Raw genomic sequence first — 21,564 nt, forward strand, 5'->3', positions numbered from 1 at the left:
CCCTGGGAGTCACCGAGGAGACTGCCGTAGAATCGCCACAATGAGCGAGACCGACAACGCCGTTGCCTTCCTCCTCTGCGATATCGAGGGCTCGACCCGTCTCGTGCACGAGACACGGGAGGATTACCCGACGATTCTCAACGATGTCCGCGGCATTCTGCGTCGCAGCGTCGCTGAACACGGCGGCACAGTGATCGACGCACACGGCGACGAGTTGTTCGCAGCTTTTCAGGCGCTTGATTTCGCGATCGCAGCCGCGGTCGGCGCGCAGCGTGCATTGATCGAGCACACCTGGCCCAAAGCGCACGACGTGCGCGTCCGGATGGGAATCCATATGGGCGAGCCCCTTTTCACCGACGAGGGCTACACGGGGATCGACGTCCACCGTGCGGCACGGATCGGATCTGCCGGGCACGGAGGACAGATCCTGCTCTCTGCGACCGCCTGCAATCCGGTGGGGTTCGCCGTGCGCGACCTCGGCAACCATCGGCTGGCCGGCCTGCCCGAGCCCGAGCACATCCACCAGCTTCTCGCGGATGGCCTTCCGCGCGATTTCCCGCCGCTGCGAAACACGATCGCGATGCTCGGGAACGCGATGACTGTGGTGATCGCCGAGGACTCCGTGCTCCTCCGTGAAGGTGTTGTCCGCCTTCTCGGCGAGGCGGGATTCGAAATTGCTGCGCAGTCCGGCAATGCCGACGACCTGCTTCGACACGTCGCTCTGCACAAGCCGGATGTCGCGATCGTCGACATCCGCATGCCGCCGACGCACACCGATGAGGGACTCGTCGCCGCCCGTGCGATCCGCGAGCGGCACCCGGAGACGGGAGTCCTCGTCCTCTCGCAGTACGTCGAACCCGCGTACGCGATCGGGCTCCTGGAAGGCGGTGCAGACGGCGTCGGCTACCTCCTCAAAGACCGGATCTCGGATCTCGAGGAGTTCGCTTCGGCCGTGCGTCGCGTCGGCGAAGGAGGATCTGCCCTGGATCCGGAGGTCGTGAGTCAACTCCTCGGGCGCCGACGTGTCGATGATCCGCTCGATGCGCTCTCTCCACGCGAGCGAGAGGTGATGGAGCTGATTGCCGAGGGACGCTCGAATCAGGCGATCGCGGACCGAATGTTCGTCACCCTTCGCGCTGTCGAGAAGCACGTGACGAGCATCTTCTCGAAGCTCGACCTCCCGGCCTCCACGGACGACCATCGCCGCGTGCTTGCGGTGCTGAGGATGCTGCGATGAAAGCGCAATAGTGCAGCGACCTCGGACGGATGGTCAGCAGGCTTCGCCTGATCCTTAAGCCGGGAACCTAGGGAGGCCCCGTGACCCCTCCCTCGTAGGACGATCCTGTCGTCGAATCCACGCGAGTCATGGCCGCGAGCGGCCACCTTCAGGATCGCGAGAAGCACGCAGAGGAATCGGTTCGGGGAGGCAGCGGTACGCCCCTTCCACCGCTACCTCCCGATCGAGTGTGCGGTTTACCCCACCCCGGAACGCCTGACCGCCGCACTGCCACGAGACGGCCACGCTGCGAGCCTTCGAGGGACAGCTCAACGACCCTCGAGGAGAATCGTATGTCACCCCTGATGCAGAGCACGAACATTGCGGCCCGGATGGGTCGTTGGAGCGCAAGACACAGGAAGACGGCCATCTTTGGCTGGCTCGCGTTCGTCGTCGCCTCCGTCGTCCTCGGCGGAATGGTCGGGACGAAGACTATCGACCAGAACGACATCAACGTCGGTGAGGCGCGCACCGCCGACCACATCATCCGCGATGCCGGCTTCAAGCTGGACCGGCAGATGGAGTACGTCCTCGTGCAGTCGTCCACGAGGACGGCGACCGACCCGACGTTTCGCTCCGTCGTGGGCCAGGCGATCACGAAGCTCAACTCGTTCCCGAAGGTGACGGAACTGCGGTCGCCGTTCGCGAAGGGGAACGAGGGCCAGGTCTCGGAAGACGGCCACGCTGTGCTGATCCAGTTCAGCCCCGAGGGCACCTATGACGAGACGGCGGCCTACATCGACGAGATCACGGCCGGCACGGAGCAGGTACAGACGTCGAACCCTGGATTCACCGTCGTGCAGGCGGGATCCGCATCGACCGGCAAGGCCCTCGACGAGATGTTCGGTTCCCAGCTCGCGCGGGCTGGGATGATCTCGATCCCGATCACGCTCGTGATCCTGATGCTCGTCTTCGGATCGCTCGTCGGCGCGCTGATCCCGCTCGGCCTTGCCCTCACCGCGGTAATGGCGACGATGGGCCTCGTTGCCTTCCCGAGCCAGATCGTGCCCATGGATGAGGCGATCTCCGAGGTGATCCTCCTGATCGGCCTTGCGGTCGGTGTCGATTACTCGCTCTTCTACATCCGCCGCGAGCGGGACGAGCGGCGTGCGGGACGTAGCGAGTCGGCCGCGCTGGAAGCTGCGGCTGCGACATCGGGACGCGCCGTGCTCATCTCCGGCTTCACGGTGATGATCGCGATGGCCGGCATGTTCTTCTCGGGCGACAAGACGTTCATGTCGTTCGCGATCGGAACGATGATGGTGGTCGCGGTCGCGATGGTCGGCTCGCTCACCGTGCTGCCGGCGATGCTCTCCTGGCTCGGCGATCGTGTCGACAAGGTGCGCATCCCGTTCGTCTCGCGGCTCAAGCGTGACGACGGACAGGGGCGGATGTGGGGCGTAGTCCTCGGCGTCGTCCTGCGAAAGCCGCTCGTCTCGGCGATCGCTGCAACCGCGGTGCTGGTGGTGCTGGCGCTTCCCGCGATCAACCTGCGGACGAGCCAGTCAGGCCTCGAGGCGATGCCGAAGTCCCTCAAGGAAGTGCAGGACTACAACAAGGTGCAGGACGCGTTCCCGGGCGGAGCGACGCCCGCAATCGTGGCGATCAAGGGCGATGTGTCGGATCCCGAGCTCCTGGCGGCGGTGCGCGAGCTGAAGAGGAAGGCGCTCGTCTCCGGAAAGGCACTGGACCCGATCTACACCGAGACGTCACCAAACGGCAATGTGCTCCGGGTAGCGATCCCCCTCGTCGGGGGCGGAACGGATGCGACTTCGAACGACGCGCTCGGCACACTCCGCAACGAGATCCTCCCGGCTACGGTCGGCACCGTTGCGGGTGTCGAGTACGCGGTCACCGGTGACACGGCGGCGTCGAAGGACTGGTCGGAGAAGATGAAGTCGTCGGCTCCGCTCGTCTTCATCTTCGTCCTCAGCTTCGCCTTCGTGCTGCTGCTCGTTTCGTTCCGCTCGATCGTGATCCCGATCAAGGCGATCCTGATGAACCTGCTGTCCGTGGCCGCCGCCTACGGCCTGCTGGTTGCGGTCTTCCAGTGGGGTTGGGGCTCGAACTTGCTCGACTTCCAGGAGAACGGCGGCATCGCCTCCTGGCTGCCGATGTTCCTGTTCGTGATCCTGTTCGGCCTCTCGATGGACTATCACGTGTTCATCCTCAGCCGGGTCAAGGAGTACTTCGACCGCGGCATGAGCACCGAGCAGGCCGTCGAGAAAGGCATCCGCTCCACCGCAGGCGTCGTCTCGAGTGCAGCGGTCGTGATGGTGTTCGTCTTCGGCGTGTTCGCGCTGATGCCGATCATCGACATGAAGGAGATGGGCATAGGTCTCGCGGCCGCTGTCCTGATCGACGCCACGATCGTGCGGGCGGTGCTGCTGCCCGCGACGATGAAGCTGCTCGGCGAGTGGAACTGGTACCTGCCGATGTGGCTCGAGTGGTTGCCGACGCTCGAACACGAGCGCTCGGTCGACGGCCCGGTGATCGACAGCGAGCCGGCACGAGCTGCTGCCTGAGTCGCCTCGTCATCGGATTCCTGCAAAGAGCGCTGCCGCGGCCCTCGGGCCGCGGCAGCTGCATTCCGAGAGGCCTACCTCCACGCCCGGGAGCGGGCGGCGGCATCTACGATGTGATGGTCGCCGGAGTAGCTCAGCTGGTCAGAGCACCGCTCTTGTAAAGCGGGGGTCAAGGGTTCGAATCCCTTCTCCGGCTCTCCTCTCTCTTCTTTCTCCCTGTCGGCGTTCAGTCGCAACCAACACCAGGCGTTTGTTGTCTGTCCAAGCAACATCGGAGCATGTTCTCAATGAGGAACCCCGAAGACGTCGGCGACCACACGACACTCCCAGTCATGCTCGCGCTCCACGAATCCGGATACCAGGTCGCGACTTCATTCGGCGAGAACACCCGCTACGACCTCATCCTCGATGACGGCGAGCGACTACTTCGAGTTCAGTGCAGACCGGGCGCATGCGACCTCACGAGTGCCCGAACCGTACGTCGGGAAGAACCCGATCGAGCCACCGCGGCAGACCCCACGCCCACGTCCCGAGGAGCCGCAGCGAGACCGGAATGAGGACGAGCCGGATCAGCAGCGCGTCGAGGAGAACGGCGACGCCGAGAATGACGCCCATCTCCTTCGGCGGGAGCGGCCCCGAGAGAGCGAACGTGAAGAAGACGGCTACCATCACCGCCGCTGCGGCGAAGATGACGCGCCCGGAATGTGCGAGCCCACCGACCATCGCCTCCTTCGGGTCGCGGTTGTGGTCGAAGTGCTCCTTCGCCGATGAGAGCAGGAACACCGTGTAGTCCATCGAGATCGCGAAGATCATCGCGAAGAAGAAGACCGGCCCCCAGGCGTCGATGAACCCCTGCGATTCGAAGCGGAGCAGGTCGGCACCGTAGCCGTCCTGGAAGATCAGCCGCGCGACGCCGAACGCCGCACCCACCGCGAGGAGGTTCGTGACGACCCCGACGGCGGCGATCACCGGCGCCTGCACCGCGAGCAACAGAAGCAGGAAGCCGAGGACGAGCACGACGCCGATCACGAGCGGGGTCTTCTCCGAGAGCACCTGCTCGAGATCGTGGTTCTCGGCCGTCGCGCCACCGACGAGCACCTCGGCTGGGACGGCCGCTCGCAGGCGGTCGATCGTCGCACCGACGGACGGGCTCGACGGGTCGGAACTCGGAATTGCCTGCACCAGCACGAGACCACCGGCACCCTTCTGCGCGGGCATCAGCCGGGCGATGCCCGGGTCGTCCTTCACCACTGCGACGGCCTTGTCGATCGCGGCCGCGGGGCCAACGAGCTGGAGCGCGCCAGGCGCGCCCTCCCCGAAGGCCGACTGGACGAGCGCGTAGCCCTGCCGCGACGTGTCCTCCTGCGGCACCACCTTGATCGAAGGCATACCGGTCTTCAGCCCGAGCACGGGCAGAGAGAACGCAATCAGGATCGCGACGGCGACGGTGCCGAACAGCCACGGATGACGCCAGAGACGCTCGCCCCAGGCGGCAAACGCCGGCGAGCGGTGCTCACCGGAATGCACCCACCTGAGAGCCAGCCTGTCCACGCGCGGGCCGAGCCTGGAAAGCACCGCCGGCAGCAGGGTGAGCGAGGCCAGCAGGACGAAGACGACCGAGACCATGATCCCGAGCGCCATCGACCGGAATGCCGGGCTCGGCACCAGCATCACGGCGGAGAGTGAGATGACGACCGTCGCACCGGAGAAGAGCACGGCCTTCCCGGCCGTGTCCATCGTCACTGCTACAGCCTCCTTCGCCGTCAGCTTGGAGCCGAAGAAGGCACCGCGGAAGCGGTGCACGATGAACAGCGCGTAGTCGATCCCGAGTGCGAGCGCGAACATGAGTGCGAAGTTCATCGCCCAGATCGAGATGTCGAAGAACTTCGTGCCGATATAGAGCGTTCCGGCCGAGGCCACGAGTCCGAGGATCGTCAGCATCAGCGGCAGCCCCGCCGCCACGAGCGAGCCGAAGGCGAGCATCAGGATGATCAGCGTGACCGGCCACGAGATCAGCTCGGACTTCATCATGGCGCTGCGGTTGGCTTCGTTGAAGTCGGACCACATGCCCGAGGCTCCGGTGAGGCTCACCTGCACGTCCTCCGTCCCGGCGTCCTTCAGCGTCCCCTTGAGCTCGTCGGCCGCCGCGACCATGTCGGTGGTCGTGCCGTTGGCTCCGGCACTGACGATCGCAGTGTGGTCGTCCTGCGAGATCGAGAACCCCGCCCGAGGCAGCGCGACGCTCGCCACCCTCGAGTCCTCCCGCAGGATGACGGCGACCCGGTCGACGGTGGCGACGAACGCTGGATCTCTGACCTCCGCCGAGGGCGAGTGGACGACGACCATCAGGGCGGCGCTCGACTGGCCGCCAAAGTTCCGGTCGAGCAGCTCTCGCGCCTTGACCGATTGCGAGCCTGTTGCTTCCCAGCCTGCGCCGGAGAGTGCGTGCTCTACGCGGGGGGCGAGCACGCCGAGGCCAACGGCGAGTACGAGCCACGCCACGAGAACGGCACGAAAGTGGTCGGCGGCCCAGGCACCGAGGCGCCCCATCGGGCCGACGGCCGTCATCGGACGCACCCCCTCTGCACGTGGAAGATGTGCTCGACGACGAGCGAGGCGGGACACCACCCCACGGTTACGAAAAGCCACTGGCTGAAACCGACGAAGGCGGTCAACAGCAGAAACCACGGCGAGACGAGAACCGCCAGAACGGCGCTTGTAATCGTGACGGTGCCGGCCATCGCGAAGAGGACGCGCTCGAGAGGCCAGGAAGACGTGGTCATCGTCCGGCCCCCTCGAAGATCGCGTTCAGCTCGGCGACCTGTCGTTGGACGCTGCCGCAGACCGTCTCGCAGAGCTCGAAGATTCCGGCATCGGCGACGCGATAGAAGACCTGCGTCCCTTCCTTACGACGGGCGACGATGCCCGCGTCGTGCAGGACGCCAAGATGCTTCGAGACGTTCTGCTGCGATGCTCCGGTCGTAGCGGTGAGCGCCAACACGGTGGCCTCACCAGAGCGAAGGCGGTCGAGCAGCTTGATCCGCATCGGCTCCCCGATGACGCGGAACCGCCGAGCTATCAGCTCGACGAGCTCGTCAGGCAGCGGATGAGGGAGCGAGGGGGCGGTTGAATCCGTCATTTCTCCTCCTGAGGTGGAAGTCATGGCCCGAGTATACACAACTCTACCCTTGTATAATGTAAGTAGTTGTTACTGATCCTCGGTGCGCCAAGCTCCGGACGCGCGGGCGCCGGCGTGGGCGGACACTGTCCCTACAGATACAGTCGACCGCGAGAGGTGAGATCGATGACAAAGAAGATCGTGATCCTGGGCGGCGGCACGGGCGGCACGCTGATGGCGAACCGCCTGCGAAAGCACTACGACCGTGGTGAGACCGAGATCGATGTCGTCGACAAGGACGACCGGCACGTCTACCAGCCAGGCCTCCTCTTCGTCCCGTTCGGCCTGGCGAGCGTCGACGAAATCGTCCGTTCCCGCGCGCACCAGCTCCATGCGGGAATCACGTTCCACGAGACAGGGATCGACCACGTCGAACTCGAGGAAGACGTCGTACACCTCGAGGACGGCACCACGCTCCACTACGACGTCCTCATCGTGGCCACGGGAGCCCATCTCCAGCCGGACGAGACCGAGGGCATGACCGGCCCGGGTTGGATGGAGAAGATCTTCACCTTCTACACGCCGGAAGGTGCAGCCGGACTCGCCAAGGCGCTCAACGATTTCGACCGCGGCAAGCTCGTGATCAACTTCATCGACCTGCCGATCAAGTGCCCCGTCGCACCGCTCGAGTTCGCATTCCTTGCCGACTCGTACTTCGAGGAGTGCAACGTCCGAGACGACGTCGAGATCACGTTTGTGACACCACTCGACGGCGCCTTCACCAAGCCCGCCGCCTCCGAGCTCCTCGGCAACCTCCTCACCGAGAAGGGAATCGGGCTCGTAACCGAGTTCAACACCGGCGAGGTGGATGGCGCGGGCGGGCGACTCGTGAGCTACGACGGGCGCGAGGTTCCATTCGATCTCCTCGTGACCATCCCGCTCCACGGAGGCGCCGAGTACGTCAATCGCTCACCTGGACTCGGCGACGCTCTGGGCTTCGTCCCTACCGACCCGGCAACGCTGCAGGCGAAGGCGCGGTTCAACGTGTTCGCCCTCGGGGACGCGACGAACGTGCCGACGTCGAAAGCGGGTTCGGTGACGCACTTCGAGGGCGAGTTGCTGGCCGAGAACGTGCAGCGGTTCCTCTCCGGGGAGTCTCTCGAGGCCTCGTACGACGGGCACGCAAACTGCTTCATCGAAACGGGGTTCGACAAGGCTCTTCTGATCGACTTCAACTACGAGACGGAGCCCCTTCCGGGGCGCTATCCCTCCTTCTTCGGGCCGATGCAGCTCCTGCACGAATCACGACTCAACCACCTGGGAAAGCTCATGTTCCAGTGGATGTACTGGCACGTCCTGCTCCCCGGCCGCGAGATCCCCGGGATCTCCCCCCGGATGAAGATGGCCGGCAAGAAGGCCGTCGAGACAACCGCCTGAACGCCGAAAGGACAACGATGGCAACGATCGAGATGACGGGAATCGACCGGGATCCCGAGGGATTCCTCACGAACCCGGGCCAGTGGAACGAGAACGTGGCGGAGGCGATCGCGCACGAGGCGGGAATCGCCGAGCTGACGGCGCGCCACTGGCTCGTCGTGAACTACATGCGCGACACGTACCTCTCCGCCGGACAGGCTCCCTCGATCCGCGCGCTCGGCAAGGAGTCGGGGGTGCAGATCAAGGAGCTGTACGTACTCTTTCCCAAGGGTCCGGCAAAGCTCGCCGCCAAGATCGGCGGCATCCCCAAGCCACACGGCTGCATCTAGAACCAGGAGGTAAGCGATGACGACCATGACCGACCATGGCCTCGAACAACTCGTCAAGCCCGCTGCGGCGGCGGAACCGAAGCCGATCGAGAAGGTCTCGATTGTGATCTCGAAAGGCTCCCTCGAGGGCATCTACCCCGGCCTGATCATGGCCAACGGCGCCCGCATGGAAGGGATGGAGGCAAACGTGTTCTTCACGTTCTTCGGCCTCGACGCGATCACGAAGAAGCGGCACAATCGGATCAAGGTAGCGACGGTCGGAAACCCGGGCATGCACATCCCGACGATCGTCGGTGCGATTCCGGGCATGTCCTTCCTGGCGACGAAGATGATGTCGCGGAAGATGGAGAAGCTCGACATCCCGCCCATTCCCGAGTTCGTCGAGATGATCGCCGACTCGGGTGCCGGTGTCTACGGGTGCAAGGCGACGGTCGACATGTTCGGGCTCTCCAAGGACGACTTCGTCCCGCAGGTGACCGGTGTGATCACGGTCGGTGAGTTCTACGAGAAGGCCGCAGGTGGTGAGATCGTCTTCACCTAGCGGCTTGCCGGCGGGTCGCCGGTCGGGCGGCCCGCTACCCTCCGCGACGAGAGATCAGCCCGCAGTGACCGTGGGCAGATCGGCGGCCTCCCAGGCGACGATCCCGCCGTCGACGTCGGTCACCGCCGTGAACCCCTTTTGCGCCATCAGCTCTGTCGCCTGCCCGCTTCGATTCCCTGACCGGCAGTAGACGACGTACTTATCGCCCTTGTCGAGAGTGTCGATCTGGTCGGCGAAGTCCGTGGCGTAGAAGTCGATATTCTCGGCGCCGGCGAGATGCCCCGCGGCGAACTCCTCGGGCGTGCGGACATCGAGCACCTTCACGTCCCCGTCGTCGATTAGCGCCAGCGCCTTCTCCGGCGAGGCGAGCATGATCGAGCTTTCCCCCGTCGTGACGGTGGACGGTGCACTAGGTACCCCATCAGTCGACGATCCGCCGCATGCGGCCAACGCGGCCACGGCGAGCAAGACGAGAGCGAGCTGCAGCGCGCGTGCCTTCGGCGACCCGTGGCTCCGGAATGCGGTCACGGTGGGATCGTAGCTGCGGCCGAAACCGTACGCCGTGCTCAGGCGGGTACCGAGCGTGTGGCCTGGTGCTGAACGATCTTGCGCTTCACACGCTGCAGCGCATTGTCGATCGTCTTCGTGTCGCAGTCGAGCTCGATGGCCATCATGTCGTAGGACTTGCCGTCGAGGTACAGGCGCAGCGCATCCGACTCGAGCGACGACAAGGTCGTTCCGAGGCACCCGACGAGGCTCTGCAGCTCCTCGGTGGAGATCACGCAGCTGGCAGGGTCGTTCGTACCGGGGCCGGGCAGTGCGTCCCCGAGCGTGCAGTCACCGTCGTTCTCCTGACCGGCCGGCGTGTGACTGAACGAGACGTAGGTGTTGAGCGGCGAGTGCTTGAAGCGCGTCGCCGTCTTGATCGCGGTGATGATCTGGCGGGTCACGCACAGCTCGGCGAACGATCTGAACGATGTCTCCTTGTCGTGCCGGAAGTCGCGCATCGCCTTGTAGAGCCCGATCATTCCCTCCTGGATCAGGTCGTCCGCATCTCCGCCCGCGAGGAAGTAGCTGCTCGCCTTCAGGCGCACGAAGCCGTGGTAGCGGCGCATCAGCTGATCGAGCGCTTCCTGGTTCCCGTTGCGCGCCTTGAGGACGAGTTGCAAATCCTCAAGTTCACGTTGAAGCTTCTGCGGAGTCTTCGGGGCGAGAGCGGTGCGGGGGGACATCGATTCTCCCTGTTCTGGCGGTTTCCGAGGGTATGGGCGGTGGGATCGACCGAAGTCTCACCCTGTAGTTGAGGGAGAACCTAGCACCTTCTTGCAAGCGTTACAACCCCTTTGCAAATTTTGCACTGTGATCAGAACAAACGTTCGTATCCCGTGAGGTGGCCCGTCTTCGGGATCAACGCGCCGCCTGCGGCTCCGGGCTTTGAGCGCCGTTCAGAGCCCGCGGCGAAGCCGTTCGAGCCGGTCGCGGGTCTCCGGATCGATCCGGTCGCGAACTCGTGACGCCTGATCCTCGACGTGCTTCGGGCTCACGAGGTCGCGCAGGAACGTCAGCGAGGAGACCTTGCGAACCTCCTGGCCCGACGTGCCGCGCACCGCCGCGTCCGACGAGACCAGGCAGACGCGTTCGCCGTGGCGATGATCGGCCGCGAGGCGCTCGAGCAGCGTGTCCGCGTGCGGCGCATACCGGACGGCGAGCGGCCCGAGTTGCTGCTCTTCGCCGACGCCGTCGAAGACGACGATCCCGTGCGCACCGTTCATTGCCACGAAGCTCGCGAGCTCGTCGACCAGTTCGCGGACGTCAGCGTGACCGCCGGCGTGGAGGAGGTTGTAGCCGTCGAAGAGGTAGAGGCTCGGCTCGGGCATCGGACCATAGTACGGGGCCGTTCCGGCGCCTGGATGAATCCAGGCGCCCCCCTACCGTGGCGCCCGGCTTCAGCCAGGCGCCGGGCGCGCGGCTCGCTGCCGCCGCGCCTCGTACAGCAGCACCGCGGCTGCAACGCTGACGTTGAGTGACTCGACCCCTGCAGCGAGCGGAATCGAAACAGTGGCATCGCAGGTCTTGCGCACGAGCGGCCGCACGCCCCTCCCTTCGGCTCCGAACACAAGGGCCACACCCCCCGTCAGATCGGCCTGCCACATCGTCTGCGACGCATCTGCCGTCGCTGCGTACGACCACAGATCGTCGCGCTTGATCTCGGCCAGGTAGCGCGCAAGATTCGGCACGACGGCAAGCGGAAGATGCTCCACCATCCCTGCGGATGAACGGCAGACGGCCGGGGTGACCTGAACGGATCCGTGTGCCGGAACGATCACACCGGTCGCTCCCGCACCTGCGGCAGAACGGATCACGGCCCCGAGATTCCGCGGATCCGTGACCTGATCGAGGCAGGCAAGGACCGGCTTCTCCTCGGCCGCGAGCGCCCATGGATCCGCATAGGGATACGGGCCGGCCCAGGCGACGACGCCCTGATGATCGGGGCTCTCGGCAGCCTCGGTCAGCTCCCGTTCCTTGACAACGCGCGGACGAGGCCCCTCCGAAAGCCAATCGAGTGACTCGGCAGCCCGCTCGGAGACCCAGAGTTCGAGCACCTCACGGCGGCCACGAAGTGCCTCCCGCACTGCATTCCGCCCGAAGATCAGCTCACGCGTCACGAAGCCGGGACGAGCTCGAAGCCGCCGGGTACGTCACGTATCTCCCAGCCGGCACAGGCAATCTCGTCGCGCAGACGATCAGCCTCGGCGAAGTCTCGGGCAGCGCGCGCGTCGACGCGCGCGTGGGCGAGCGCCGTCACCTCGCCCGGAGCTTCCACGATGTCCCCCAGTTCGGCAAGACCGAAGACGGCAAGTCCGCGCCGCAGCTCGACGAGTGCTCCGTCGCGAGCGAAGCGGTGGAGGATCGCGAGCGCTGCGGGCGTGTTGAAGTCGTCGTCGAGAACCGCTGCGAAAGCAGCCCAGTCTCCCTCCGACCTGTTCTCGCTGCGGAGCGCGTTCCGCAGACTCTCGGCCTGCACGCTCGCAGCGGTCATCGCGTCGTGAGAGAACTCGAGCGGCTTGCGCCAGTGACCCGTCATCAGGAAGAGCAGCGCCGCCTCCCGCCCCCACTCCGCGATCACCTCTTGGATCGTCGCCACGTTCCCGACCGACTTGGACATCTTCTCACCGACGAAGCGGAGCAGGCCGTTGTGCATCCAGATCTTCGCGAACGGGCGTCCGACCGCGAGTGACTGCGCGCGCTCGTTCTCGTGGTGCGGGAAGACGAGATCGAGACCTCCTCCGTGGATCAGGAACTCGGGCCCGAGCGTCTTCTCGGCCATCGCCGAGCACTCGATGTGCCAGCCCGGCCTCCCGAGCCCCCAGGGCGACTCCCACGACGTGTCCTCCCCCTCCTTCGTCGCCTTCCAGAGCGCGAAGTCGCGATGATCCTCCTTGAGGGCGCTCGGCTCCTGCTCCTCGACCTCGTCCGGACGCTGTCCGGAGAGAGCACCGTACGTCTCGAAGCTCGACACCCGGAAGTAGACGTCTCCGCCGGACTCGTATGCGTTGCCGGCGGCGACGAGCTCCTCGATGAGCGACACTATCTCCGGAATTGTCTCCGTCGCGAGCGGCTGCGCGTCGGGCATCTCGAGCCCGAACGAAGCGGTGTCCTGCAGATACCACTCGGTTGCCGCGCGGGCCCGTTCCGCGCTCGCACCCGGCGCGACCTCGTAGATCCTGTCGTTCACATCGGTGATGTTGTGGACATAGGTGACGTCGTATCCGCGCTCACGGAGCCAGTTGCGGAGCCACGCGAAGATGACGAACGGTACGGCATTGCCGATATGAGCCCGCTGGTACACGGTGGGACCGCAGACGTACATTCCCACCTGCGCCGGGGCAGGCGGGAGCTCGACGAGCGCTTTCGTCTGGGTGTCGTAGAGGCGTACGGTCATCGCGGTGTTATAGCGGCGGCAGCCCGACGCAGCGCCTCGCTACGGGGCACGACGGCAACGACGGTCCAGAGCTCCGGCCCGCGCTCGGCACCTGTGAGCGCGAGTCGGAGCATCTTCAGATTCCCTCCGACCGCCTTCAGCTCGCGCACGGTTGCTCGCGCGCCGGCCTCGTCGAGCCGCTCAGCGCCGCCTTCGCGGAGCTCGACGAACCGCCCGATCGTTGGCCGCGCCTCGTCGCCGAGCGAGACCGCGGCGGGCTCGAGGATCTGCTGCGTTATCTCCCGCGCCTCGAGAAGTGTGCGCGCCCCGCGAAGCGCGCGCGCGAGGTCGACGGGTGCGCCTGCCGCAGCTGACAGCTCAGCGTCGCTCATCCCCGCGATCACGTCGATCGCAAGCCGGTGGATCCGCGGAATATCGAGATGAACGTCGTGTCGCGGGAGGCCGAGCTCGTCGAGGTACGCACGCAAGGCCGGCGCGGGAATGCCCTCGTCGCGGAGATCGCCCACCGACGAATGCTCTGCACGCTTGGAGAGCTTCTTGCCGTCGCCGCCGAGGAGAAGGCCGTGGTGGATCACCTCAGGCAGTTCGCCGCCGAGCGACCGTGCGATTCGCTGCTGTACCTCCTCGTTTGGCCGGTGATCCGAGCCCCGAATGATGTGTGTGATGCCGAGATCGAGATCGTCGACGACAGTCGCGAGCTGGTACGTGGCCGTGCCGTCGGGACGTGCGAGCGTCGTCCCGCCGAGTCGAATCGATCCATCCGGATCGCGCACGGCTCCCGCTTCGAGAGCTGCTGACGCCGCCTCGGCGTGTCGCTCGGCGCGGGAGCTCTGGCGGATCGGGCCCTCGTCCCACGTGACTCCGAGCCAGACGAGGTCGCCCAGGATCCCTTCCTCTCCACCAACGACCGTTCGCTCCGGATCCGTGTCGTCGATCCGGAGCACGAGGGCACCGCCACATTCGTCGGCGTATGCCCGGTTGGCAACGGCACTGAGCGCGTTGCCGAGGTGGAGCGACCCCGTCGGGCTCGGCGCAAAACGGACGCGAACGGACATTCGCTGACCGTAGCCGACCCGCGGGCAGAATGATCCGTGTGAGCGAGGCCACCCCACACGCCGTCACGCCGTTCGAAGCGTTCGGCGGTCATCCGTTCTTCGACCGGCTCGTCGCAGCGTTCTACCGCCGCGTCGAGACCGACCCCGTGATCCGGCCCATGTATCCGGGTGATGACCTCGATCCCGCGAAAGAGCGGCTCCAGCTCTTCCTGGAGCAGTACTGGGGTGGCCCGACGACGTACTCGGACGATCGCGGCCACCCCCGGCTCCGGATGAGGCACGCAGCGTTCCCGATCGACTACGCGGCGAGCGAGCGCTGGCTCGACCACATGCGCGCCGCCCTTGATGAGCAGGAACTCCCGCTCGAGCTCGATGCGCTCCTGCGGGAGTACTTCGAAGCCGCTGCGCCCGCGATGGTCAACGCGCCGTAGCGCCGTTCAGGCGTCGATCGTGACGTGCCCCGGCCGTGCCGCGACGCGATCGAGCCAGGCACTGATCGCCGGATAGCCGCCGAGGTCGAAACCGCCCTCGTGCGCGACGTGCGTGTACGCGTAGAGCGTGATGTCGGCGATCGAGTAGCGCTCGCCGACGAAGAACGCGCGGTTTTCGAGGTAGCGCTCCATGATGTCGAGCACTGCGTAGCCGTTCCTGACCTCACGCTCGATTCGCTCTGCGTGCTTCTCTGCCTCGCCGGAGTAGGCGAGCAGGAATCGCGCGACGGCGATCGCAGGCTCGTGCTGGTACTGCTCGAAGAACTGCCACTGCAACACTTGCGCTCGCTCGTAGCGATCGGTCGGGACATAGTCGCTCCCGTCGCCGAGGTACCAGAGGATCGCGTTCGACTCGGGCAGCCCGCGCCCGTCGTCGAGCACGAGCGTCGGCACGCGCAACGCAGGATTGAGGTCGCCGATCACCTCCGGCCGATCGGATCGGTCAACGACACTGAGCTCGTGCAGCTCGAGCCGCACGCCGAGCTGAGCCGCAAGAAGGCGCACCTTGTAGCAATTGCCGGAGACGGCCGAGTTGTAGAGAAGCATCCATCCAACTGTTGCACAAGCGTGAGCACCCCGAGTCAAGGGACACTGGTTGATTACCTGACGCAGGCGGCTGCGTAGGTGACGGACGCCGCACAACAGCGTCCGAGCGTGTCGACGAACGCCTGCTCGCCGGGCGAGAGCGGCCGACCCGCGAGACGTGCGATCGAGAACTGCCGCGTGATCGGCGGCCGGCCCGCCAGCCTGAAGTGCTCGAGCTCCCCCCGCTCGATCTCCTCGGCAACGGCGTAGCGAGAGAGGAACGCGAATCCTAGCCTGGCCCTTGCCGCGCGTTTCACTGCTTCGCTCGAACCGAGCTCCCAGACGCCGACCGGTGTCACGCCCGCGGACCGGAGCGCAGCGTCGGCGAGTGCTTGCGTGCTCGACTCCGGTTCGCGCGCGAGGAGCATGACCCCCTCGAGCGCCGACGGAGAGACGACACCGCATTCGACGGGCAGGAGCCCGGGCTGTGCGACACCCACGATCTCGTCGTCGACGAACGGTTCGAGCTCGATACGATCCCCGGCCTCCGTCGCTCCGACGATCGCGAGCTGGACGCGCCCCGCGAGAAGGCGCTCGAGAATCTCACCACTGGCCGCGATCTCGACGTGCACCCGGACGTTCGGAAAATCGGCGCGGAAGCACCCGAGCGTGTCGGGCAAGAGGTAGACACCGGGCGCAGTCGAAGCGCCGAGATGAATCGTTCCTGTCTGAAGCCCGGCAAGGGCGTCGAGTTCCTCCTCACCCGCTCCGAGCGCCGCGAGCGCCTGCGCAGCGCGACCCGCAAGAACACGCCCCGCCTCCGTGAGCTTGCTGCCACGACCGCTGCGCTCGACGAGTCGCTGCCCGGCGGCAAGCTCGAGGAGGCGCAGGTGCTCACTCACGCTCGACTGACCTATCCCGATAGCAACGGCTGCGGCCGAGAGCGACCCTTGCCGATCGATCTCGACCAACACCCGCATCCGCGTCGTGTCCCAGAGCGCGGCGAGCGGCGAGCTAGAGATATCGGTAGAAACGATAGTGGTCATCTCGACTTTCGGTAGCGCCGATACCTTAGCGGGCGTACCGTGCTGGCATGATCCTGCGTCCGTTTCTCGTCGAGAGCACATCGTGCGCGAGCTATCTGTTCGGCTGCACGTCACTCGACCAGCTCGCCGTCGTCGACCCACATATCGATCTCGTCGAGGCCTACGTGGAGGCGGCTGCTGCGATCGGGTCACCGATCGTCGCCGTCTTCGAGACGCACGTGCAAGCCGACCATGTCTCGGGACTCCCGGCGCTCGTCGAGCGGACGGGTGCCACTGCGTACTTGCCCGAGCATGCCGGGGTCGATTTCGCCCACCTGGAGCTTGCCGACGGAGACGTGGTGGAACTGGGAAACACGGTCGTGACGGCCGTCTCGACGCCGGGTCACGCGCCGGAGCACCTCGCCCTGACCGTCGCTGACAGGCGACGCGGCACGCTCGACCCCTGGCTCGTGTTCACGGGCGACTCGCTGCTCGTCGGGGATGTCGGGCGCCCGGATCTCCACGCGAAGGGCAACCCCGAGGCGCTCGCCCGCGAGCTCTACTCGTCCGTGAGAAAGCTGCTCCAGCTCGACGACGGAGTAATCGTGTACCCGAGCCACATCGGCGGCTCGGTCTGCGGACGCGGGCTTTCGAGCAATCCGTTCTCCTCGATCGGGTTCGAGAGACGCCACAACGAGTCGCTGCAGCACACGAGTGAGGATGACTTCGTTCAGGCGCTCCTCGTCGACTTGCCACCGGCTCCGCCTCAGCAGGCGGAGATCGTTGCGACAAACCGGAGCGGCACCATCCACCTGCCGGCGTGACCGGCGTCCAGCTCGGCCTCCGCGCGAACGCCGGTCAGTTCGCGCTGCTCGTCGGGATCAACGCGCTCGTCGGCGCTATGGTCGGCCTGGAACGCACGGTCTTGCCGCTGATCGGCGAGCAGGACTTCGGGCTCACGTCGAAGACGGCGATCCTCACCTTCATTGTGGCCTTCGGGCTGACAAAGGCATTCACAAACCTCGCTGCGGGAACGCTCGCCGACCGGGCCGGGAGGAAGCGACTGCTCGTGCTCGGCTGGCTGCTTGCGCTGCCCGTGCCACTTCTCATCGGCATCGCCCCCGGCTGGTGGCTCATCGTCGTGGCAAACCTCTTTCTCGGTGCCTGCCAGGGACTTGCTTGGTCGATGACCGTGGTGATGAAGATCGACCTCGTTGGCCCCAAGCGCCGTGGTCTCGCTCTCGGATTCAACGAGTCCGCCGGCTATCTCGGCGTTGCGACGGCCGCGTTTCTGACCGGCCTACTCGCGGCCTCATTTGCCCCACGCACCCTCGTGTGGGTCGGGGGCGCCGCAATCGCACTGGTCGGTCTCGTCGCCTCGACGATGTTCGTCCGGGACACGCACGCACACGTCACCGCGGAGCAGCATGCGCACGGCGGGCGCACACACAAGATCTCGCTCCGTCAGGCATTTCCACTCGTCACGTATCGCGACCCCATACTCCGTGCCTGCTCCCAGGCTGGGCTCGTCAACAACCTGAACGACGCCCTCGCGTGGGGTCTCGCTCCGCTCTATCTCGCTGCCGACGGAGCGAGCGCCTCGCAGATCGGTGCTGTTGCAGCCGTTTACCCCGCTGTCTGGGGCCTCGGCCAACTCGGCACGGGCTGGCTCTCGGATCACGTCGGCCGCAAGCCTCTGATCGCGCTCGGGATGCTCCTTCAGGGAGCAGCTCTTGCCCTTCTCGTCGCGGGTGGCGGAGCGTTCGTCCCGTCTCTCGTCGCGGCCATCCTGCTCGGCGCAGGAACCGCGATGGTGTACCCGACGCTGATCGCTGCCGTCTCGGATGCGGTCGAACCGCGAGACAGGGCTCAAGCGGTGGGCATCTACCGCTTCTGGCGCGACATGGGGTTCGTGGCAGGCGGACTCACGGCCGGGATCGTTGCCGACGTCGCGAGCGACGGCGGCGCGATTGTACTCGTTGCTGCACTCACGACCGCCAGCGGGATCTGGGTCGCAGTGACCCGCTGGCGGGTGCCCTCCACCGTCCGTTCCACTTGATTCCTCGTAGCCCATCGCAGATCATTCATTCGATGGGCACCAGAGTTTTCGGACGGCGCACGCTCGCCGAGCTTCTTGCCGAGGCCGAGGGGCGGATCTCACGTCTCTCTCCCTCGGAAGCGCAGACGGCAAGGGAGAACGGCGCGCTCCTGATCGATATCCGCTCTGACAGCAACCGCTTCCGGGATGGCATCGTGCCCGGTTCACTCCATATTCCTCGAACGGTTCTCGAATGGCGCACCGCTCCCGAAAGCGAGTTCCGAAATCCGTATGTCGACGATCTCGACCACCAGATCATCCTGCTCTGCGACCACGGCTGCTCATCGGTCCTCGCGGCCGCCGTACTGAAGGAGTTCGGCTATCTCTGGGTTGGAGACGTGATCGGCGGGTTCTCGGACTGGCGTGACGCAGGACTTCCGGTCGGTAGGGCTCGACGTCGACGAAGCCGCCCCGACAAGCCGGCGGGCATGGGGCCTCCGGATCCGTAGAGGGGCGATCGCCGGGAGGAGAGAACTCGCGTGTCGCGCCGTATCTCCAACCCAGCGTAACGTCCTGCCTGGCCGGGGCACTGCACGTCCGAGACGTGCAACGGGAGGAACCTGGAGTGGACATGGAACGCCTTGACGACATGCTGAAGCGATGACGGGCGTTCACCTCGGGAATCTGCTCGTCGTCGTCGCCCTGGCGTTTCTCGTGCCGCTCGCGCTCGGGTTCGTCCCTACCCTGAAACTGCCGGCCGTCGTCCTCGAGATCGTGGCCGGCATCGTCGTCGGGCCATCCGTGCTCGGCTGGGTCACGATCGACGAGCCGCTGTCCGTTCTGGCGCTGATCGGCCTCGCGTTTCTGCTCTTCCTCGCGGGCCTCGAGATCGACATTCACGAGCTGCGGGGCCGGCCGCTGCGCCTCGCCACACTCGGATTCATCATCTCCTTCGTCATCGCCCTCGGAGTCGGACTCGGCCTCCGCACCGCCGATCTCGCGGGCAACGGGCTCTTCGTGGCCATCGTGCTCACCGCAACATCCCTCGGGATCATCGTTCCCGTTCTCAAGGATGCGGGCGAGATCAGCTCGCCGTTCGGGCAGCTCGTGGTCGCAGCCGGGTCGATCGCCGATTTCGGCGCAATCATCCTGCTCTCGTTGCTCTTCAGCCGCGAGGGTGGCGGAGTCGGATCGCAGGCGATCCTCCTCGGTGGGTTCGTCGTGGTCGCCGGCGCGATCGGACTCGCAGTCGCTGGAGCCGAGAGACTCCCGGCGCTCTCGCAGGTGCTCTTCCGGCTTCAGGATACGACGGCCCAGATCCGAATCCGCGGCGCGTTCCTGCTCCTGATCGTCTTTGCGTTCGTTGCGGAGCGACTGGGGCTGGAGACGATCCTCGGCGCGTTCATGGCAGGAGCACTCCTCACGCTGCTCGATCGGGATCGCCAGATGACACATCCTGACTTCCGATCCAAGCTCGAGTCGGCCGGGTTCGGGATCTTCATTCCCATCTTCTTCGTCGTCAGTGGGGTGCGCTTCGACGTCGATGCGCTGACGTCGAGCATCGGAGCGCTTGCGCGCGTGCCGATCTTTCTCCTCGCGCTCCTCGCCGTTCGCGGTCTACCGGCGCTCCTCTACCGCAGCGAGCTCGGGAGCCGGCGCACTGCCGTCGCTGCGCTCCTCCAGGCAACGTCGCTGCCGTTCATCGTCGCGGCGACACAGATCGGGCTCGAGCTCGAAACGATCAGTGCAGAAACCGCCGCTGGGCTCGTGGGCGCGGGCATCCTCTCCGTTCTCCTCTTCCCGCTGGGGGCGCTGACCCTTCTGCGCGCCGGGTCAGCCGCTCGTCTAAAGCCCTAGCCGGGTTACGAGGAACCGTGATTGCGCCGCGCGTTCGGCGGCTTGCATCGCGCTCCCGCCCGCAGCAGCAGCGGCGCGCGATGCGTCACCGCTCGCGGTTCCGGCGTGACAGCCGATGACGTCGTCCGCCAGATCCTCCAGATACTCGGAGGCCGCAGCGGACAACAACGCATACTCCCTGACCCGCTTCTCGCAGTCCGCGCAGAAGGCGCGCATCGCATCCCGATCCCAGGCATCGACGCGCTTGGTCAGCCGCCCCCGCGGCGCAACGATCTTGTGGCCGGCTCGCGCTACCGTCCCGTCCAGCTCGATCTCCCATAATTCCGCATGCAGCCAGTACGGGAGGTCGATCGCTTCACATGCGTGGATCCCGGACGTGCAGGGATGGACGATCGCTTCGACCCAGGCTCCTGGGCAATCGGGGGAGGGAGTCGGCCACGTGATCCGGCTGAACGGCCCCATAGCTCCCGGTGCGAGAAACTTCCAGGCGATCATCCGCGCTTCCAATCCCGAAACGCCTCGAGCAACTCGGTCTTGGTCTCCTCCATCAGGTCGTCGACAGTGACGCGTCCGGCGAGCTCGATCGTCATTCGGATCTGGTCGAGATAGTTCGCACAGCCACTGCAGACGACGACGTGCTCCTCGAACCGCTCGCGCTCGGCGTCCGTGAGTCCGCCCTCGAGGTACTCGGTGACAATTTCGACGAGCTCTTCGCAGCTCAGGTGCTGGCTACTCACGTCTGCTCTCCATCCAGGTATCCCTCGAGGGCCGCCCGCACCTTCGACCGCGCTCGGTGAAGGATAACCCTCTGATTCGTCTCGCTCAGATCGAGAGCGTTACGGACTTCTTCGGAGCTCCAGCCTTCGATATCACGAAGCGTGATCACGGTGCGCTGCACGTCGGGTAGGGCAGCAATCGCCTTTTCGACGACACTGACCGTCTCGCCGCCCACGAGCTGCTCCTCCGGAAGCTCAGACCAGCGACTCGGCGCCGACGTCCAGTGACCCGCCCAGCGGCCGGCGTCGAGAAAGCGGTCGGGATCGACAGCGACGTCGCCGTCGCCCTCCCGACCCCCGACGGACGAGAAGGGCACGCTGCGCCCCTCTCGTTCTCCGCGCGTCTTTGCGATGTTCGTGAGGATCCGGAAGATCCACGTCTTCAGCGACGCTCGCCCCTCGAAGCGGCCAATGCCCGAGATGACTCCGAGCCACGCTTCCTGAACCACTTCCTCGGCGACGGCCCGTGATGAGACGTACATCCGCGCGACCCGGAGCATCGACGGGCTGTATTCGCTCACGAGATCGGAGAAGGTGCGTTCGTCACCGCGCTTCAGCGCCTCGACGATCGCGGCCTGACCCGGTGGTGGTGCATAGCTCATCTCTCGTGCATCCATCGACGCAGACG

General features: G+C 65.9%; 24 protein-coding genes, 1 tRNA gene and 1 pseudogene. 12 read left to right on the plus strand and 14 right to left on the minus strand.

Annotated elements, in window-relative coordinates:
* Positions 1-40 precede the first annotated feature (40 nt).
* The 4 genes and pseudogenes from ABIR74_RS13110 to ABIR74_RS13125 form a co-directional block, all read left to right on the plus strand.
* Positions 41-487 (plus strand): annotated as a pseudogene (locus ABIR74_RS13110) (adenylate/guanylate cyclase domain-containing protein); the annotation flags it as partial.
* 108 nt (positions 488-595) lie between these two features.
* Positions 596-1,237, plus strand: coding sequence for a response regulator transcription factor (locus ABIR74_RS13115; RefSeq protein WP_348178895.1), 642 nt, complete (start codon positions 596-598; stop codon positions 1,235-1,237).
* A 332-nt stretch (positions 1,238-1,569) separates the two neighbouring features.
* Positions 1,570-3,801, plus strand: coding sequence for an MMPL family transporter (locus tag ABIR74_RS13120; RefSeq protein WP_348178852.1), 2,232 nt, complete (start codon positions 1,570-1,572; stop codon positions 3,799-3,801).
* Between the two features lie 122 nt (positions 3,802-3,923).
* Positions 3,924-3,997 (plus strand) — tRNA-Thr (locus ABIR74_RS13125).
* Between the two features lie 263 nt (positions 3,998-4,260).
* Here the strand turns inward: ABIR74_RS13125 and ABIR74_RS13130 are convergent.
* The 3 genes from ABIR74_RS13130 to ABIR74_RS13140 are packed head-to-tail and all read right to left on the minus strand — an operon-like array spanning position 4,261 to position 6,940.
* Positions 4,261-6,369, minus strand: coding sequence for an MMPL family transporter (locus ABIR74_RS13130; protein WP_348178854.1), 2,109 nt, complete (start codon positions 6,367-6,369; stop codon positions 4,261-4,263).
* On the minus strand, positions 6,366-6,584 hold the full coding sequence (locus ABIR74_RS13135) for a DUF2892 domain-containing protein (RefSeq protein WP_348178856.1): 219 nt from the start codon (positions 6,582-6,584) through the stop codon (positions 6,366-6,368). Before ABIR74_RS13135 ends, ABIR74_RS13130 begins: the two co-directional genes overlap by 4 nt.
* Entirely contained in the window at positions 6,581-6,940 is a 360-nt protein-coding gene (locus ABIR74_RS13140; RefSeq protein WP_348178858.1) for a metalloregulator ArsR/SmtB family transcription factor, read from the minus strand. Before ABIR74_RS13140 ends, ABIR74_RS13135 begins: the two co-directional genes overlap by 4 nt.
* Before the next feature lie 165 nt (positions 6,941-7,105).
* Here ABIR74_RS13140 and ABIR74_RS13145 point away from each other — a divergent pair, with 165 nt between their 5' ends.
* From ABIR74_RS13145 to ABIR74_RS13155, 3 genes are read left to right on the plus strand one after another with little or no spacing between them, the layout of a single operon-like run.
* Positions 7,106-8,356 (plus strand): FAD/NAD(P)-binding oxidoreductase, encoded by a 1,251-nt coding sequence (locus ABIR74_RS13145; protein WP_348178860.1) that lies wholly within the window; start codon positions 7,106-7,108, stop codon positions 8,354-8,356.
* 17 nt (positions 8,357-8,373) lie between these two features.
* The gene (locus tag ABIR74_RS13150; RefSeq protein WP_348178861.1) at positions 8,374-8,685 is read left to right on the plus strand and encodes a TusE/DsrC/DsvC family sulfur relay protein; all 312 of its coding nucleotides are present in this window, start codon (positions 8,374-8,376) and stop codon (positions 8,683-8,685) included.
* 25 nt (positions 8,686-8,710) lie between these two features.
* Complete coding sequence (locus ABIR74_RS13155) at positions 8,711-9,226, plus strand: DsrE/DsrF/DrsH-like family protein (RefSeq protein WP_348178897.1); 516 nt, start codon at positions 8,711-8,713, stop codon at positions 9,224-9,226.
* Positions 9,227-9,280: 54 nt separating this feature from the next.
* Here ABIR74_RS13155 and ABIR74_RS13160 read toward each other — a convergent pair whose 3' ends face one another.
* The 6 genes from ABIR74_RS13160 to ABIR74_RS13185 all read right to left on the minus strand — a co-directional run bounded on the left by ABIR74_RS13160 (position 9,281) and on the right by ABIR74_RS13185 (position 14,224).
* The gene (locus ABIR74_RS13160; protein ID WP_348178863.1) at positions 9,281-9,754 is read right to left on the minus strand and encodes a rhodanese-like domain-containing protein; all 474 of its coding nucleotides are present in this window, start codon (positions 9,752-9,754) and stop codon (positions 9,281-9,283) included.
* 38 nt (positions 9,755-9,792) lie between these two features.
* Positions 9,793-10,458 (minus strand): RNA polymerase sporulation sigma factor SigH, encoded by a 666-nt coding sequence (gene sigH, locus ABIR74_RS13165; RefSeq protein WP_348178865.1) that lies wholly within the window; start codon positions 10,456-10,458, stop codon positions 9,793-9,795.
* Positions 10,459-10,671: 213 nt separating this feature from the next.
* A complete protein-coding gene (locus ABIR74_RS13170; RefSeq protein ID WP_348178867.1) occupies positions 10,672-11,103 on the minus strand; it encodes an NYN domain-containing protein in 432 nt (143 codons plus the stop codon).
* Positions 11,104-11,172: 69 nt separating this feature from the next.
* A complete protein-coding gene (rlmB, locus tag ABIR74_RS13175; RefSeq protein WP_348178869.1) occupies positions 11,173-11,892 on the minus strand; it encodes a 23S rRNA (guanosine(2251)-2'-O)-methyltransferase RlmB in 720 nt (239 codons plus the stop codon).
* Positions 11,889-13,169, minus strand: a complete 1,281-nt coding sequence (gene cysS / locus ABIR74_RS13180) for a cysteine--tRNA ligase (RefSeq protein ID WP_348178871.1) — start codon at positions 13,167-13,169, stop codon at positions 11,889-11,891. The genes rlmB and cysS overlap by 4 nt, the downstream gene beginning before the upstream one ends.
* Positions 13,166-14,224 (minus strand): glutamate--tRNA ligase family protein, encoded by a 1,059-nt coding sequence (locus ABIR74_RS13185; RefSeq protein WP_348178873.1) that lies wholly within the window; start codon positions 14,222-14,224, stop codon positions 13,166-13,168. The genes cysS and ABIR74_RS13185 overlap by 4 nt, the downstream gene beginning before the upstream one ends.
* A 29-nt stretch (positions 14,225-14,253) precedes the next feature.
* Here ABIR74_RS13185 and ABIR74_RS13190 point away from each other — a divergent pair, with 29 nt between their 5' ends.
* Positions 14,254-14,655: a globin gene (locus ABIR74_RS13190; RefSeq protein ID WP_348178875.1), complete on the plus strand. Its 402-nt coding sequence runs from the start codon at positions 14,254-14,256 to the stop codon at positions 14,653-14,655.
* A gap of 6 nt (positions 14,656-14,661) precedes the next feature.
* Here ABIR74_RS13190 and ABIR74_RS13195 read toward each other — a convergent pair whose 3' ends face one another.
* Positions 14,662-15,261, minus strand: a complete 600-nt coding sequence (locus tag ABIR74_RS13195; protein ID WP_348178877.1) for a glutathione S-transferase family protein — start codon at positions 15,259-15,261, stop codon at positions 14,662-14,664.
* A gap of 53 nt (positions 15,262-15,314) precedes the next feature.
* On the minus strand, positions 15,315-16,286 hold the full coding sequence (locus ABIR74_RS13200) for a LysR family transcriptional regulator (RefSeq protein ID WP_348178879.1): 972 nt from the start codon (positions 16,284-16,286) through the stop codon (positions 15,315-15,317).
* A gap of 47 nt (positions 16,287-16,333) precedes the next feature.
* Here ABIR74_RS13200 and ABIR74_RS13205 point away from each other — a divergent pair, with 47 nt between their 5' ends.
* The 4 genes from ABIR74_RS13205 (at position 16,334) to ABIR74_RS13220 (ending at position 20,160) form a co-directional block, all read left to right on the plus strand.
* Complete coding sequence (locus ABIR74_RS13205; protein WP_348178881.1) at positions 16,334-17,089, plus strand: MBL fold metallo-hydrolase; 756 nt, start codon at positions 16,334-16,336, stop codon at positions 17,087-17,089.
* Positions 17,086-18,324 carry an MFS transporter gene (locus ABIR74_RS13210; RefSeq protein WP_348178883.1) on the plus strand — a complete coding sequence of 413 codons (1,239 nt, stop codon included), beginning with the start codon at positions 17,086-17,088 and terminating at the stop codon, positions 18,322-18,324. Before ABIR74_RS13205 ends, ABIR74_RS13210 begins: the two co-directional genes overlap by 4 nt.
* Positions 18,325-18,356: 32 nt before the next feature.
* Positions 18,357-18,812, plus strand: a complete 456-nt coding sequence (locus tag ABIR74_RS13215) for a rhodanese-like domain-containing protein (protein ID WP_348178885.1) — start codon at positions 18,357-18,359, stop codon at positions 18,810-18,812.
* Positions 18,813-18,963: 151 nt separating this feature from the next.
* Positions 18,964-20,160, plus strand: coding sequence for a cation:proton antiporter (locus ABIR74_RS13220; RefSeq protein WP_348178887.1), 1,197 nt, complete (start codon positions 18,964-18,966; stop codon positions 20,158-20,160).
* Here ABIR74_RS13220 and ABIR74_RS13225 read toward each other — a convergent pair.
* The 3 genes from ABIR74_RS13225 to ABIR74_RS13235 all read right to left on the minus strand — a co-directional run.
* Positions 20,149-20,667, minus strand: coding sequence for a hypothetical protein (locus ABIR74_RS13225; protein ID WP_348178889.1), 519 nt, complete (start codon positions 20,665-20,667; stop codon positions 20,149-20,151). The genes ABIR74_RS13220 and ABIR74_RS13225 overlap by 12 nt on opposite strands.
* Positions 20,652-20,897, minus strand: a complete 246-nt coding sequence (locus tag ABIR74_RS13230; protein ID WP_348178891.1) for a zf-HC2 domain-containing protein — start codon at positions 20,895-20,897, stop codon at positions 20,652-20,654. Before ABIR74_RS13230 ends, ABIR74_RS13225 begins: the two co-directional genes overlap by 16 nt.
* The coding region (locus tag ABIR74_RS13235) for a sigma-70 family RNA polymerase sigma factor (RefSeq protein ID WP_348178893.1) at positions 20,894-21,564 on the minus strand (671 nt) is incomplete at its 5' end. The genes ABIR74_RS13230 and ABIR74_RS13235, both read right to left, overlap by 4 nt.

The organism is Gaiella sp. (assembly GCF_039915195.1).
Classification (GTDB): domain Bacteria; phylum Actinomycetota; class Thermoleophilia; order Gaiellales; family Gaiellaceae; genus Gaiella.

Bases quoted from the DNA above. Each gene is read 5' to 3' on its own strand.
- ABIR74_RS13115 (WP_348178895.1), top strand. From the start codon at position 596: ATGACTGTGGTGATCGCCGAGGACTCCGTGCTCCTCCGTGAAGGTGTT.
- ABIR74_RS13120 (WP_348178852.1), top strand. From the start codon at position 1,570: ATGTCACCCCTGATGCAGAGCACGAACATTGCGGCCCGGATGGGTCGT.
- ABIR74_RS13130 (WP_348178854.1), bottom strand. From the start codon at position 6,369: ATGACGGCCGTCGGCCCGATGGGGCGCCTCGGTGCCTGGGCCGCCGAC.
- ABIR74_RS13135 (WP_348178856.1), bottom strand. From the start codon at position 6,584: ATGACCACGTCTTCCTGGCCTCTCGAGCGCGTCCTCTTCGCGATGGCC.
- ABIR74_RS13140 (WP_348178858.1), bottom strand. From the start codon at position 6,940: ATGACGGATTCAACCGCCCCCTCGCTCCCTCATCCGCTGCCTGACGAG.
- ABIR74_RS13145 (WP_348178860.1), top strand. From the start codon at position 7,106: ATGACAAAGAAGATCGTGATCCTGGGCGGCGGCACGGGCGGCACGCTG.
- ABIR74_RS13150 (WP_348178861.1), top strand. From the start codon at position 8,374: ATGGCAACGATCGAGATGACGGGAATCGACCGGGATCCCGAGGGATTC.
- ABIR74_RS13155 (WP_348178897.1), top strand. From the start codon at position 8,711: ATGACCGACCATGGCCTCGAACAACTCGTCAAGCCCGCTGCGGCGGCG.
- sigH (WP_348178865.1), bottom strand. From the start codon at position 10,458: ATGTCCCCCCGCACCGCTCTCGCCCCGAAGACTCCGCAGAAGCTTCAA.
- ABIR74_RS13170 (WP_348178867.1), bottom strand. From the start codon at position 11,103: ATGCCCGAGCCGAGCCTCTACCTCTTCGACGGCTACAACCTCCTCCAC.
- cysS (WP_348178871.1), bottom strand. From the start codon at position 13,169: ATGACCGTACGCCTCTACGACACCCAGACGAAAGCGCTCGTCGAGCTC.
- ABIR74_RS13185 (WP_348178873.1), bottom strand. From the start codon at position 14,224: ATGTCCGTTCGCGTCCGTTTTGCGCCGAGCCCGACGGGGTCGCTCCAC.
- ABIR74_RS13190 (WP_348178875.1), top strand. From the start codon at position 14,254: ATGATCCGTGTGAGCGAGGCCACCCCACACGCCGTCACGCCGTTCGAA.
- ABIR74_RS13195 (WP_348178877.1), bottom strand. From the start codon at position 15,261: ATGCTTCTCTACAACTCGGCCGTCTCCGGCAATTGCTACAAGGTGCGC.
- ABIR74_RS13200 (WP_348178879.1), bottom strand. From the start codon at position 16,286: ATGACCACTATCGTTTCTACCGATATCTCTAGCTCGCCGCTCGCCGCG.
- ABIR74_RS13205 (WP_348178881.1), top strand. From the start codon at position 16,334: ATGATCCTGCGTCCGTTTCTCGTCGAGAGCACATCGTGCGCGAGCTAT.
- ABIR74_RS13215 (WP_348178885.1), top strand. From the start codon at position 18,357: ATGGGCACCAGAGTTTTCGGACGGCGCACGCTCGCCGAGCTTCTTGCC.
- ABIR74_RS13220 (WP_348178887.1), top strand. From the start codon at position 18,964: ATGACGGGCGTTCACCTCGGGAATCTGCTCGTCGTCGTCGCCCTGGCG.